Here is a 14,772-nt window from a genome sequence, read left to right as displayed (position 1 = left end):
CCAGGTGGGACCACTTAAAGCGCAAAGCCCATATTTCGTAAGAAATATGGGCTTTTTCTTTTTGGAACAAGGGAAAACCGAAGGTTTACCCATTGGTACAAAAAGAAAAGGCAATGGCGTACGCCATGGGCTTTGCATTTTCAGGCGAGGTTGCCCTGGTCCATGCGCTTGCGCACTAACCCAGGTGGACCACAGAATTACGCTCCATATTAGTGTCTTTGTAGATAGGGATTCCCTTAGGTTTGCAGTGAATTATCGGCCCATATTCAGTAGCATTACTCAAAAGGAATAATTTTTACCCAATCGATATACATATAATCGATGTCAAAATTACTCTTGCCAATCCACCACGGAAACCAGATGCCCATAGAAAACTCGGCGGCATGATCCGGGATATTCTCAAAAGATTGATGAATTAGCTTATTGTCGTAATACCATTCTATTCTAGGTTGTTCGGTTTCTAATCCAGCATACCAGTCAAATTGATAAATATGGTATTCACCATCGGTTTGGTTGCCAATATATAGGTCTGCAGTGCTGTGATGTTCTTCGGAAACTCCACGCCAGTTAGACAATAACCCCCAATCTAGATCGGAATCCTCAGGTTTAAAGGGATATTGGTTCCGACCAGGAAATTCAAAATCAATCTCGTGATTGTACTCTTCATTTTCATAATAATAGGTCCAAAAAGCAGATAAAGCCCCTGGTTGAGGACAAATCTTAGCCCGGACCTTAAAGCTTCCCGAAGTAAACTTTTTCTTAGTACTGATGGCACCTCCTATCTTGGTATTTTGCCCATGGCCTTTAATATCCCCTTTGTAATAATCTCCCAATGCACGAATTACAAGATTCCCATCTTGGATAAATACATTTTCTGAGATAACCCCACCATGAGTTCCTTTAGGGATATTTTCTCCCCATTTAAAATTTAGAACATTCCATTTGTCAGTATCTATTTCCGAACCATTAAAATCCTCAAAAAAAACTTGGGCACTTAATGTCGAAGAAAGTTGACTCTGTAAGATAAGCACGCAAATGATGAAAATTGTTCTGGACATTAATTCGACGAATTGACTACAAACACATGTACTAATAAGAATCGTAAATATATCCTGTTTTATCCGTTAAAAGTACCTGCTTTGCTGGAATGCTAGTACAAAGTAGTATAAGATTATTAATTGATTAGTAGAATTCCTCATCTATTTTTTAACAAAAACATTATTTTAAATCAACTAAAACCTACTTATAACCAACTATTCACTACTTGTTCTTAACTTTAAAATATAATATTATTGTCTTTTAGGCCTTTATTTTGATGAGTTAGGATTTAAATAGGGGTGATAGGAAAAGCCGCCCAAAGCCTTGAAGCGGCTTAGTTGTGAGTGGAGGCTTACTACACTGGGCCATCCCCCTCTTTATTATTTTTAGTCTTATTTGTAGGTATTTGTGAGCTGTTTTTATCCCGTATTTTATCAATAATTTCCTTAAAGTGTTCACCCGCTGCGGCTCTTCCTCCAAGTCCATAGCTTAAAGCAACCGCTACCGCAATTGCGCCCAAAATAAGACCAAATGCCAACTCAACAATCTCATTGGCAATTCCCATGGTGCGTAACGCAATAGCTATGAATAAAGCTAGTGATGCCGCACGTACAACTCCAGCAATAAAATTATTGTTATTGGATTGTTTCATCGTGTTGTAGATAATCATCGAAATATAATTACCGAGGGCTATGATTACCAATCCAAAGAGAATTTGTCCTGTCACCGCAAGAATATCATTAAGAATGTATGTTAACTGATCTAATCCCAATATTGCAACGGCTGTGATTACTCCAAAAAACACGATAAAGAAATATATTAGATTTGCTAAGAGTTTGGATAATGACTGATTTGCGCCAATCATATTTTGAATATTAATTTTTTCAGCGGCGCTATCAAGCCCTAAACTTTTGAATAGATCGCTTAAAAATGAAGCTAGATATTTTCCGCCCCAAATAAATATGAAGAGGATAAGTGCAGCAATAATTATTTCCCCAATTAAATCTGTAAACTTGTACAGGATTTCATTTGCTGGTTCCGATATTGCATTCATTTGCAATGCATTAAAAGCCTGAATCAAAAATGGAATGAAAATGATTATGAAAACTACTTTTTGAAGGATATTCACTAGCATATCCGTATCCTTAAAGCCCGTTTTATCTACCAATTTGTCAATAAAATTTCCCCCCATAGAGATAAGGCTAGAAACAAATTTCGCCAATAAATACCCTATAAATCCTATTAGTAGCGCGCCAATTAAATTTGGAATGAACGACAAAAATTCATTCAACATATTTTTAAGGGGGTCTAAAACTGCACTAACCTCCAATATCTCGAGCGTCATTAGCAAAACTATTACCATAATAAGGTAATATACTATTTTACCAAAAAAATGACTGATGCTTTTAGAGTGCTCTTCATCCATTACCTTATTACCCAGCTTGGTTTTGTCAAGTAATTTTGTAATTAGTTTCTGAAAGGCTTTCGCAATTATCCAACCAATTATTAAAACTAAAATAGCGCCTAAAAGGTTTGGTAGGTAATCCGTAATCGTATCTGTGAAGCGTTGTAATTGTGTTTCCATAATAAGATCTTATGTGTTAAATTGTTCTTCTTTTAAGATACGAATAAATTGTTAAATATTTGTAAAAAGAAGCGTCTAGATGCCTCATAAACAGCAGTCTTAATTAGGGATAGCACGCCATCCAAATGAAAGACAATTAATGGGGCTCCTTCCATTTCCAGAAATAGTGAATACTTTTAAGGGGAACTTCAGGTAGCGCTATATTTCCTCAAGGAAATATGGAGCCCTTCAATTTAAGGATTGCGTTTTTTGCAAACAGCTGTTTTTTAGGTTTTTAAGGGTGTTTTAGGCCGACTGTAAATACTATTGGGATTAAGATAAGCACTAGAGCCAGCCGATTTCTAAATAATTGAAAATTGCGTATATACGTTATGGGTTTATATTATTCTTGTCGCTATACCATCTTTTCAGCCATCTTGAAATGCCCTCCAACCCGGGATAAATAATTCTTTCAGTAATATTTGCTTGGTCTAGCTTATCCCTAATTTCCCATTTTAGTTCGGCAGGAATAATTACTTTTTTTAAATATTGGGGATGGATTTTAAGCCACTCCAATGGACTGGAATCCGGATCCAGCATAAACGAGAAAAGGGCAAATTGGTTAATGATGCGGTCGTCTAGGGAGGGCGGCTCAAAGAATATCATGGTATTTTTGTTCCTACTAGAAAAATCATAGAGTTCTTCCAAGGTATTACCGATATTTTGTTTTAGTTCCATAGAACTAAAATAGAACATATCCTTACTCAAAATAGGGGTTTTTAGTTCCTCGGGAAGATACTCTCTAAGTGCTACATAGTTTACCATCCAGATGGCACCGTCCATATGATAGGTGCTCATATCCTCTGTTAAAAAATGAAGTGCAACATTTGGGGAATGGGTCCAGTCTATAAGTCTTGTGGGAAGTCCATGGTGTTGCCCTAAGGAAATCCAGTTCCAGAGGTTGTTGTAGTCATCGATAAGGGTGTTTATTGGCGAGTACTTTTTAAAATTTCTAATCATTGTACCTTCTACCTTAGAGGGTATTCTTCCCAATCTTTGCAGACTTGTCTCTAATCCAAAATGGGCATTATAGACGCCCCTATACGCATAGGGAGATCTAAATCTGTCTATTTTTTCGTCTTTTTCTTTGAATAAAAACGCCTGTAGCTCCAACCAGTTTTTAGGTTCAAATATTTCAAAATCCACCATGTTTATAAATAGTTTTAATAGCTGCCAACAAGGCGGCCTAGTACAGTCTATTCCTCTTAAACCAATGAATACAGTGGAACAAATGGAGTTAGTCCCTAAGCGGTTTTCCGATGCATCGCACTGCAACCCCCAATTGGTTTACCATACTAAGATACAACGGTTTCGAGAAAGTTAGTTGGGCCATCATCTAGGTTGGGATTGGATTAACTTGTAAACCCGTATGATTTTGGTCAATAAAGACCCACTTACTTTCCTGTATCTTTATGGGTACAGGATTGGAAATGAATACTTTGTAACTATGTGGAGTCACTTAAAAAAATTCTTTATAGAGACTGGCGATCTCTCCTTTTTTGCAGCTCGGTATTTTAAGGAGGCCCTAAAGCCCCCTTTCGAATTCCGAGAGCTGCTACGCCAATGTTATCAAATGGGGAACCGATCCCTGTTCTTGGTAGGCATCACTGGTTTTATCATTGGCTTGGTACTCACCTTGCAGTCCAGACCTACGTTAATTCAGTTTGGTGCTGTTTCCTGGATGCCCAATATGGTGGGGATTTCTATTGTTAGGGAAGTAGGTCCTGTTATTACAGCATTGATCTGTGCGGGGAGAATTGCATCGGGGATTGGGGCAGAGTTGGGCTCTATGAGGGTCACAGAACAGATAGATGCTATGGAGGTGTCTGGTACCAATCCCTTTAAATACTTGGTGGTTACACGTATCCTAGCCACCACGTTTATGTTGCCAATCCTAGTTGTTTTTGGCGACTTGTTGGCACTGTACGGTTCTGCCTTGGTAGAAAATATTAAAGGGGGCGTTTCTTTTCAACTTTATTTTAATACGGTTTTTAACGCATTAAACTTTTCAGATTTGGTGCCGGCAACTATTAAATCTTTCTTTTTCGGTTTTATTATTGGATTGGTGGGCTGCTACAAGGGGTATTATTGTAAAAAAGGAACAGCAGGGGTAGGCGTGGCGGCCAATACGGCGGTGGTAATGGCTTCCTTGCTGTTGTTTCTTGTAGATTTTATCGCAGTGTTTATTGCCGATATTTTTTACGAATTATGATATCGATATGGAAAATAAGGATCAGATAAAATATAAGGCAGAAGAACCGGACTCAGGGACGGTTATAGAAATCCGTGATCTTCGCAAGCGATTTGGCGATAACCATGTTTTAAACGGGTTTAACCTAACTTTAAAGAAAGGAAGTAATTTGGTGATTATGGGGAAATCCGGTTCTGGGAAATCCGTAATGATCAAATGTATTGTTGGGCTGGTAGCGCCAGATAGTGGAACCGTAAAAATACTGGGAAAGGAGATAAACAATTTAGATAGGGAGGCAATGGATGAATTGCGGTTAGATATAGGGTTTCTTTTTCAGGGAAGTGCGCTTTACGATTCCATGACGGTCCGTGAAAATCTGGAATTTCCGATGCGTAGGAACAAAAAAAAGTTGGGTATTAACAAGAATACCGAACCCTTGGTGCTAGAAGCTTTGGAAAATGTGGGATTGGCTCATGCTATAGACCTTATGCCTTCCGAACTTTCTGGAGGTATGAAAAGAAGGGTAGCCTTGGCACGAAGCCTGATTTTGAAACCTAAGGTAATTCTCTATGATGAACCTACTAGTGGCCTAGATCCCATTACCTCTAAAGAGATTATAGAATTAATGCACCGCATTCAAAAGATCTACGGCACAGCATCCCTCATTATTACCCATGATGTGGATTGTGCCCGAGTGATATCGGACCGAATCATCCTTTTGGTAGATGGCATAAATTATGCCGAGGGGACCTATGCCGAGCTATCCAAATCTACCGATCCAAAAGTAGCGGCATTTTTTAAAAAATAAGCTTATGGCAAAAACAAAATTGGAGAATTTAAAACTCGGGATATTTGTGGTTGTTGGCACCGTATTGTTGGTTATAGCTGCCTATTTAATTGGTAACAAGCAGAATATGTTTGGGAAAACAATTCCTATTAGCGCGATCTTTAAAAATGCAAACGGAATTCAGCTTGGGAACAATGTCCGTTTCTCCGGTATCAATGTGGGTACCGTAAAAAGGATAGAGATGATAAACGATACGGTTATTCGTATCCACATGATTATTGAGGAAAAAATGCAGCGGCATATAAGGAAAGACGCTGTGGCCTCCATTGGTTCCGATGGACTGGTGGGGAGTATGCTTATCAATATTGTACCTGGGGAAGGAACGGCTACCCATATTGGACCAGGGGACGAGTTAAAATCTTTAAGTAAGGTGGCCACTCAGGATATGCTTAATACCCTTAGCCTCACCAATATAAATGCTGCTTTGCTTACGGAAGACCTACTTAAGGTATCCCAATCCTTAACCCAAGGAAAAGGCACATTTGGAAGGCTGTTGAATGATACCCTTATGGCCCAAGAACTACACCAGACTATCACCAATTTAAAACACGCCAGTAGTCAGGCCAGTAGTATGATAGCGGAAATGACCGCACTTGTAAAGCAGGTGGATATGGAGAAAAGTGCTGCCGGGGTTCTCCTAAAAGATTCTATTTCCGGGGAAAAGATGCGGAGTATAATCGCACACCTAGAAAACTCCAGTTTTGAGATTCAAAAGATGTCCGAAAACTTACATTCGGTAATCGGGGAATTCAAGGAAGGGAAGGGCACCCTAAATTATTTGGCTACGGATACTACCTTGGTTCGTCAGTTAGAAACTACCATGGAGAACGTTACCCAAGGGGTGCAAAATTTTAATGAAGTTACCGAAGCCCTAAAACACAATTTCTTAACCAGAAGGTATTTTAGAAAGTTGGAAAGAGAACAGAAAAAGGAGGACAAGAAAGCAGTGGACTAAGTGTAATACACTGCTTTCTTGGCTAATTTACCCCTTATTTTCTTATGCTATTTCCCGCTTCTTCCAACCAATTTTAGTCTGTAAGGCAAGTACAATGGCCACAAAACAGACCAAAGCAATCATTACAAGCCATTTTATTTCTGGGAGTATCGCCTCTATGCCACCACCATAGACCGCTACCTTCCTAAATCCGCTTAAGAACTGCGTTAGGGGTATGTATTGGGCAATATGCGCTATGGCATCGGGCATCGCCATAGTAGGCCACGTAAATCCGCTTAAAATAAAAGCGGGAGTAGATATTACCATTAATAGCTCGGTGGCCTTTAGCTGATTGGGGATTAGTACGGAAAACAACATCCCTATCATCATGGAGGCAAGGCTTAGCAGGGCTACTAATACAAACATAGCGGGATTGTAAATAGCTACGTCAATATTAAAGAAGGGGATAAACCTACTTACAATAAGCCACATCAGGGGAATAAATAATAGGAAGGGTGCCGACTTTAATGCTATGTGATATAGGGAGTTACGACTTACGCCTTTGAGTTTGGAAAAATATCCATCCTCAAAATCCCGAGCAAAAACCAACGCCATGGCCAGAAATATAACCTGCTGCATAATACCTCCCAATAATCCAGGGAGCATAAAAGTCACATAATTGCCCGTAGAATTATACAATTTATTAAAATTGATCTTAAATGGCTCGTAGGACTTAGCAGCTATATCCGGGGCAAGGCCCTGCTTTTGAAGTCCTGCTATTTCAATTCCCGCATTGAGGGTCAACAGCACGGATTGGATATTTACACTGGCGGTATTGGCCGTTAAAATATTCCCCATATTAAGGTCTACCCTAATTTCTGGATATCGTTTTTGTAAGAGGTCTGCCTCAAAATTGGAAGGGATGGTGATCACGGCCACATAGCCTTTAGCAGGCATTTCCTGGGCAATATCTCCCGCCAAGGGCCGTACATCACTGACCCATAAGGCTTCGTTATCACCAAAAGCATCGATTACCTTATCTGAAGCAGGACTGTTGTCCTGATCTATAATCACAATGGGGAGGTCTAGTACCTTTGCTTGCTGATAAACAAAACCAAACATAATTCCATATAGAATGGGTGCACCAAAAAATATGGCGATGAGCACGTCGTTAGAAAATATGCGACGGAACTCCTCTTTTACCAAATGGATAAATTGCTTCATGCTTAGTTTTATTTAAGAAGTACAGTAGCGTTAATTAGGAACCGTTGCCCTTCCGCGTTTTGTTCCGGCACCAATTTTAGTTCGTAAATAGCCTCGTCCAACTTGTATAAGGGAGAGGTGCTGGTAATATCCGCATACCTCGGTAACTGCTTAATAGCAACAATTTTAGAAGTACTCTCTTCCTTGGTATAGGGATTTAATACGGTAAGGGATTGCCCAATCTTGTAATCATAAATCTTAGATTCACTAACCGTAAATCTAAAATAGACCGTATTGGTCTGGTACCCATTAAAAAGGGTATAACCCGGACTGGCCAATTCTCCTGGTTTTAGGGTAATGGTCTCTATGGACATATCCGTAGGTGCAATGATGTATCGCTCGTCTTCGGCAATTAACACCTCTTTTTTGGCACCTTGGGCCCTTTCTAACTGTCCCTTTGCCTGTGCCAAGAGTTCTTCCCTGGTCCCTACAGTAACTTCGGCTTGTTTGGCTTCCAAGGCATGTAACTGGGCCTTGGCCATTGCTACTTTCATCTGAGTTTCCTCATATTTTTGTGCGGGAACCAAAGAGTCCTTGTACATGGCAGTTATCCGTTTTAGGGATTCTTCCGCAAATTGTAATTGTGCCTTACTGGCTTCTACCTGACTCGCTATTTGTTGCAACTGCTCTTTGGTGGCCCCGTTATAGGCCATGTTCAATTGTCCTTGGGCAGCAAGAACAGCCCCCTCGGCCTGAAATAGTTTTGCGTCTATTTCGGGAACATCTATCAAGGCCAGGGTATCTCCCTGTTTAACTTTCTGTCCTTCAGTAACGTATACCTCGGCTATTCTACCGGCTAGTTTACTGCTAATAGCGAGGGTTTCAAACTTTACTTTTCCCCTTAGATCGGTAATTTCCTTATCGCGGTTACAACCGATTAAAAACAAGGTGGCGAAGCTTCCTATTATTATTGATTTATACATGATTTCTTTATTTGATAGTGAGATTAGTGAAATTAAAAACTAAGCTGTCCCTTGGCGTACAATAATTCTATAGCTGCCTTGCGCTGGTCGTAGTACGATTTCTGTAGTTGAAACTTTGATTGTTCAAGCTCGGTAAGGGCGTCCAATACCTCATTAACGGTGGTAAGTCCGTTTTTATACTGCTTGTTCGTCAGTTCGTAGTTAGATTCGGCTAAGTCTACCTCCAATTGCGTCATAAGGCTGGTCTCCTCAGCAGATTCCAACGATAATTGAGCCATGGTAATGCTTAAGGCTATCAATTCCTCGGTTTCCTTGATCTGTTCCCTATATTTTTCTCCCTCGATCTTGGATTGGTCACTTTTCAATTTTGACACAAAACCATCAAAAATATTCCATTTTACCCCTAGGCCCACATACCATTTTGGTTCCAAAAGGGAGAGGTCGTCCTCAATAAATTCGTAGTGTCCCTTAAGGGCTACTTTAGGAATAAAATTATTTCTTTCCATTTTGGATTTATAAGAAGTGGCCTTCTCTGCTTCTTTTAAAGCATTGATCTCATTGCGCTCTTTATTTTCCAGGGTTTCACTGATAGGAAAAGGCAATAGGTTGGGGCGTAGCGAATTCAAAAATTCCGGATCGGCTCCCGTGTATTGTTCTAAGACCGATCTCACCAATCTCTGTTGATTTTTGGCTTCCACCTGTTTGGTGGCCAATTTTTGCTTGGCCAGATTTAATTTCTGACGGTCTATAGGAGTAGCTAGCCCATTTTTGATGGCAGCAGCTACAAACTTCTCCTGTTTTTCTAAATATTGGGACATACTTTTTAGCACCTCTTCCGATTTTATGGCCAGGCCTAATTTATCATAGAGGTCTATAGTTTTTAATACCACTTTGTCCGACTCAATTTTATTAGCGATTTCCAGGGAGTTGTGTTTGTGCTTGCTGGCCTTGATGGCATTGCTTACCTGAAATCCGCTAAAAAGCACCCAATCTACATCTACGGACGATTTTAGGATGTTTTTTTTCTGTAGTGGCGGTATATCGCTCAGTGGAATTCCTGGAGGAAAGGGATCGTTAAAAGGTACGCCAATGGCCTCCTTAATCAGCAATTTTTGAGTGCCAATCAAGAGGTTTTCCATATCGTCATTAAAGGTGATGTCATCGTTTAGACGGGTATAACTTCCGTTTAAATGTACTTTGGGAAGGAAGGTATTCCGTGCTTTCTGGGTTTCCTTGCGTACCTGCTCCATTTCCAAACTGTTAATCTTAATGGAACTGTTCTTGGCTTTGGCCTCCTTGATCAATAACAGCAGGTCATCGCCGAGTTCTTGGGCATGTAGTCCATTTCCTATGTTCAGGAAAAATAGCACTACTAGGCCCCATAAATGGTTCGCCTTGTTCATCATTTTGAGTGGATTAAAAAAATTAAAAAACAAAATTACCTATCCGATATAAGGTTTCCTTTGATATAAATCAAAAAACGAATTACGGGATACCAGGCCTTTGCAATAAATTAATAGCCACCCAAAATAGACCTAGTCCTTTGCCCGGATTCGGCTGAGGGTCTCTTGGGTAATGCCCAGATAGGAGGCAATATGTCCCAAAGGGACCCTATGATATAGGTTGGGATATTCATTAATCATGAATAGGTACCGCTCCTTAGCCGTCTGGAATTGAATGGCATTTAGTTTTCCCATAATATCGCCCATCAATTTAATCATCAATTTTCTTCCAAAACGCTCCATTAGCGGGAATTTTTGAAACAATCGCTCTAAATCCTCCCTAGAAATGGAGTGAATAACGCTGTCTTCCAAAAGTTCCAAGTGGTAGGTGCTCTGCTTTTGATGGAAAAAACTTTCCATACTGGTTAAAAAATTCCCCTCGTTAAAGAACCAAGCGGTGATATCCTTCCCTTCTGCATTGTAGTAGTAACTGCGAGCCACTCCCTTTTCCATAAAATAAAGCGTATTGCATACTACCCCTGCCTTGGCTAGGGTCGTGTTTTTTTTCAAGAGGTTCTCCTTAAAACTAGACAGGATTTGGTCTAGGTCTTCCTCCGGGAAAGCTACCACGGAAAGTAAATGGTCTCTTAGTTTCATTCAGCGTCTTTAAGCTAGGAATGTAATAAATAATTTTAAAAATTAGGAAGGTATTGGCTAGTAAATATAGGGGTTTTTCCGCCTAAAAGGGATAAGCTGATATATCTCATATTTATAGAATAGTCGGCAGCATACTTTTGTCAAGTGAATCTATGAACTAGGACATAGGAGATGCTTGGGAAGCCTGCAATATTCTATATCCGTATTGAATTAACGAGGATAGTATGAGTAAAGCCGTTTACATTGCCACCACCGGACCAGACAGTGGAAAATCTATTGTTTCCCTTGGGCTAATGCAGCAGTTATTGGGGAAAACCGCGAAGGTGGGATATTTTAGACCGATTATAGATGATTATAAATTGGGAGGGATAGACAATCATATCAACACCATGATTAGTCACTTCGATTTAAAATTGAGCTTTCAGGAATCCTATGCCTATACCCGGAGCCAAGTAATCCTTAAAAAAAACCAGGGGAGAGAAGAAGAAATTATTAGCACCATCATTTCCAAATACAAGGCGATGGAGGAGCAGTGCGATTTTGTGTTGGTAGAGGGGACCAGCTTTTCTGGGGAAGGAGCTCTAATTGAGTGGGACATCAATGTGCTTATCGCAAAAAACCTGGGTATCCCGGCCATTATCATTAGTAGTGGTGTGGGGAAAACCCTAGAAGAGTTTGTGGGCAATATGCAAATGGCCTACGATTCTTTTAAGGATAAAGGGGTAGAAGTACTCTCCATTATTGCCAATAAAGTGCAGCAAGAGAATGTAGAGCTAGCTATTAACGGGTTAAAAAAGGATTTGCCGTCCCATGTCCTTATCCATGCCATTCCCCTAAACCCTGTGTTGGCCAACCCTTCCATCAAGGAAATTGTGGAAACCTTGGATGGGAAGGTGTTATTTGGTGGCAATTTCATCAACAATCAGGCAGGGGCCTTTAGTGTGGGTGCCATGCAACTGCGCAACTACCTAACTTTCTTAAAGGAAGATAGCTTGGTGATTACGCCAGGGGACAGGGCCGATATTATTTTAGGCGCCTTACAGGCCCATGAGTCGGCCAACTACCCCTCCATTTCTGGGATTGTACTTACCGGCGGCGTTATCCCCGAAGATTCCATTATTAAACTAATTGAAGGCCTTTCGGATGTGGTTCCCATCATCTCCGTAAAGGGCGGAACCTTTGCTATCACCAATAAGATAGGGGCCATAAAATCGCAGATTTATGCAGAAAACAAACAGAAAATAACCACTTCTATCCTCGATTTTGAAAAATATGTGGATGTGGAGATGCTAACAGACCGTTTAATCACTTTTCAGGCAGAGGGAATCACTCCTAGAATGTTCCAACATCAGCTATTAAAAAAAGCACAAGGCCATAAAAAACATATTGTTTTACCCGAAGGTACCGATGAACGAATCCTAAGGGCGGCCGTTAAAATATTGGCATCCAAAGCGGCCAAGATCACCCTGCTGGGGAATCCAGAGCAGATCCTGGATAAGATATCCAAATTGGATATAGACCTGGATGTAGAGCAATTGGCGATTGTAGAACCAAAAACCTCTCCTATGTTCCAGGAGTATGCAGCCACCTTGCACGAGTTGCGAAAGCATAAAAATGTAAACCTTGCCATGGCGCGAGACCTGATGGAAGATGTATCCTATTTTGGTACCATGATGGTCCATAAAGGCCATGCAGATGGCATGGTATCCGGGGCAGCCCATACCACCCAACACACCATTTTACCAGCCCTGCAGTTTATTAAGACCGCTCCTGGGGTTTCTGTGGTTTCCTCCGTATTCTTTATGTGTTTGGAAGATAGGGTAAGCATTTTTGGCGACTGTGCCATTAATCCCAACCCCACTGCAGAACAGCTGGCAGAAATTGCCATCTCTTCCGCAAGCAGTAGTCAGGCTTTTGGTATAGAACCTAGGATTGCGATGCTTTCCTATTCTTCCGGTAGCTCTGGCCAAGGACAGGATGTAGATAGGGTAAGAAAGGCTACGGAACTGGTAAAACAGCTTAGGCCAGATTTAAAGGTAGAAGGCCCCATACAGTACGATGCTGCGGTAGATATGGAAGTGGCAAAAAGTAAGTTGCCCAACTCCAAAGTGGCTGGCAGGGCCAATGTCTTCATTTTTCCCGATCTAAATACTGGAAACAACACCTATAAGGCGGTACAACGGGAAACGGGCGCCTTGGCTATTGGTCCTATGCTACAGGGACTTAATAAACCGGTGAACGACCTTAGTAGGGGGTGTACGGTAAGCGATATATACAATACGGTCCTTATAACTGCTATACAAGCCCAAGGTTTATAAGGGGATAGTTGGATAGAAGTCATTAAGAAACCAAAGAAATAGATGCATATGAAAATTCTGATCATTAATTGCGGAAGCTCGTCCATAAAATACCAATTAATGCACATGCCCACGGCCCAGGTGCTCTGCCAGGGGATTGTAGAGCGTATAGGATCCCAGGATGCTATCTTTATCTATAAAACGGATAAAGATGAAGTAAACAAGACCCTAGCCGTAAAAAACCATAAGGAGGGACTGGAAAAAATAGCCACTTGGTTGGTAGATCCGGAGCTAGGGGTATTAAAAAATGCCTCCGAAATTGATGCCGTAGGACATCGAGTAGTCCACGGGGGAAATGGATTTTATAGAACCACGGTTATCAACCAAAAAGTAAAGGACAAGATCCATGAGCTATCAACCCTAGCCCCTTTGCACAACCCCCATAATCTGGAGGGCATTGTATTGGCAGAGAAGTTTTTTAGTGAAGCCAAGCAGGTAGCGGTTTTTGATACGGCCTTTCACCATACCATCCCTACCAAGGCCAGCAAGTATGCCATGCCCAATACGTTTTTTGAAGACCACAAAATTCAGGTGTACGGATTCCATGGGATCAGTCATAAATATGTTTCGGAAAAGGCCAATACCTACCTCCACAAAAAAGACTCAAAACTCATCAGTATCCATTTGGGGAATGGCTGCAGTATCACCGCTGTTCAAAATGGGAAGAGTATAGACCATAGTTTGGGGTTTACCCCTTCTAATGGACTTATTATGGGTACTCGCTCTGGGGATATAGACCATGCCCTAATTTTTTATCTGGTAGACACTTTGGGTTATCAACTGGATGAGGTAAAGACCTTGCTCACCAAAAAAAGTGGCATGTTAGGACTCACCGGGCATGTAGACCTTAGGGATATACAGGCAGAAGCCGAAAAAGGAAATAAAGACTGTGTGTTGGCACTGGAGATGAATGCATACCGAATTAAAAAATATATCGGCGCCTATGCCGCAGCGATGAACGGCTTGGACGCCATCGTATTTACTGCCGGAATTGGTGAAAACTCCTCCGTATTACGGAAAATGGTTTGTAGGGATATGGAATTCCTTGGACTGGAATTGGATGCAGCGAAAAATGAAATCCGCAATGCTGAAATCAGGGAGATAAACACCCCAACTTCCCGAGCCAAGATCTTGGTAGTGCCTACCAATGAAGAACTGGAAATTGCCAAGGAAGCCTATAAGAAAGTCACACAATCTGCAGAGGTAGAGTAGGGTAGATTTTTGGTTGTTACTTCATTTTCAGGATCTTGATTAATTATAAATATCACAAAAAGATTATCTTAGTCTGTGATAGGATTTCAGCAGCGGTAGGAAATCGATAGTGGATTCCATACGCCCAAGATGGGAGGATAGAAGGTGGGTATGACAGCAGTAGAAGAATTTATATATCAATACGAAGATGACCAAAGGAAGATTATGCTCTTCTTACATAATTGGTTGGCCTCAGATTTAAACCTAACCTGCAAAATGCGGTACAAGATCCCGTTTTACGATGG

At 40.9% G+C, this 14,772-nt stretch carries 12 protein-coding genes; 5 read left to right on the top strand and 7 right to left on the bottom strand.

The window, feature by feature from the left end:
• Positions 1–275: 275 nt before the first annotated feature.
• From F1E73_RS14925 to F1E73_RS14915, 3 genes are all read right to left on the bottom strand, one after another.
• Complete coding sequence (locus tag F1E73_RS14925; RefSeq protein ID WP_150452367.1) at positions 276–1,058, bottom strand: glycoside hydrolase family 16 protein; 783 nt, start codon at positions 1,056–1,058, stop codon at positions 276–278.
• Between the two features lie 335 nt (positions 1,059–1,393).
• A complete protein-coding gene (locus tag F1E73_RS14920) occupies positions 1,394–2,623 on the bottom strand; it encodes a mechanosensitive ion channel (RefSeq protein WP_086475627.1) in 1,230 nt (409 codons plus the stop codon).
• Positions 2,624–2,992: 369 nt separating this feature from the next.
• The gene (locus F1E73_RS14915; protein WP_086475628.1) at positions 2,993–3,811 is read right to left on the bottom strand and encodes an FRG domain-containing protein; all 819 of its coding nucleotides are present in this window, start codon (positions 3,809–3,811) and stop codon (positions 2,993–2,995) included.
• A gap of 298 nt (positions 3,812–4,109) precedes the next feature.
• Here F1E73_RS14915 and F1E73_RS14910 point away from each other — a divergent pair, with 298 nt between their 5' ends.
• Genes F1E73_RS14910 through F1E73_RS14900 form a run of 3 tightly spaced genes read left to right on the top strand, consistent with a single transcriptional unit; the run spans position 4,110 to position 6,655 of the window.
• Entirely contained in the window at positions 4,110–4,874 is a 765-nt protein-coding gene (locus F1E73_RS14910; protein ID WP_150452368.1) for an MlaE family ABC transporter permease, read from the top strand.
• 7 nt (positions 4,875–4,881) lie between these two features.
• Entirely contained in the window at positions 4,882–5,661 is a 780-nt protein-coding gene (locus F1E73_RS14905; RefSeq protein WP_150452366.1) for an ABC transporter ATP-binding protein, read from the top strand.
• A gap of 4 nt (positions 5,662–5,665) precedes the next feature.
• On the top strand, positions 5,666–6,655 hold the full coding sequence (locus F1E73_RS14900) for an MlaD family protein (protein WP_150452365.1): 990 nt from the start codon (positions 5,666–5,668) through the stop codon (positions 6,653–6,655).
• Positions 6,656–6,697: 42 nt separating this feature from the next.
• Here F1E73_RS14900 and F1E73_RS14895 read toward each other — a convergent pair whose 3' ends face one another.
• The 4 genes from F1E73_RS14895 to F1E73_RS14880 all read right to left on the bottom strand — a co-directional run bounded on the left by F1E73_RS14895 (position 6,698) and on the right by F1E73_RS14880 (position 10,919).
• Entirely contained in the window at positions 6,698–7,858 is a 1,161-nt protein-coding gene (locus F1E73_RS14895; RefSeq protein WP_150452364.1) for an ABC transporter permease, read from the bottom strand.
• Between the two features lie 8 nt (positions 7,859–7,866).
• Positions 7,867–8,820, bottom strand: a complete 954-nt coding sequence (locus F1E73_RS14890; protein WP_150452363.1) for an HlyD family secretion protein — start codon at positions 8,818–8,820, stop codon at positions 7,867–7,869.
• 32 nt (positions 8,821–8,852) lie between these two features.
• Positions 8,853–10,226, bottom strand: coding sequence for a TolC family protein (locus F1E73_RS14885; protein WP_223883457.1), 1,374 nt, complete (start codon positions 10,224–10,226; stop codon positions 8,853–8,855).
• A gap of 129 nt (positions 10,227–10,355) precedes the next feature.
• Positions 10,356–10,919 (bottom strand): Crp/Fnr family transcriptional regulator, encoded by a 564-nt coding sequence (locus F1E73_RS14880; RefSeq protein ID WP_086475634.1) that lies wholly within the window; start codon positions 10,917–10,919, stop codon positions 10,356–10,358.
• A 224-nt stretch (positions 10,920–11,143) separates the two neighbouring features.
• On the opposite strand from F1E73_RS14880, the gene pta reads away from it, so the two are divergent.
• Both pta and F1E73_RS14870 read left to right on the top strand, forming a co-directional pair.
• Complete coding sequence (gene pta, locus F1E73_RS14875) at positions 11,144–13,237, top strand: phosphate acetyltransferase (RefSeq protein WP_150452362.1); 2,094 nt, start codon at positions 11,144–11,146, stop codon at positions 13,235–13,237.
• Positions 13,238–13,285: 48 nt separating this feature from the next.
• Entirely contained in the window at positions 13,286–14,488 is a 1,203-nt protein-coding gene (locus F1E73_RS14870) for an acetate/propionate family kinase (RefSeq protein WP_150452361.1), read from the top strand.
• Positions 14,489–14,772 lie beyond the last annotated feature (284 nt).

The organism is Arenibacter lacus (assembly GCF_008711145.1).
Lineage (GTDB): Bacteria > Bacteroidota > Bacteroidia > Flavobacteriales > Flavobacteriaceae > Arenibacter > Arenibacter amylolyticus.
The sequence above is the reverse complement of the archived record's forward strand: the minus strand, read 5'-3'. Positions and strand labels throughout refer to the sequence as shown.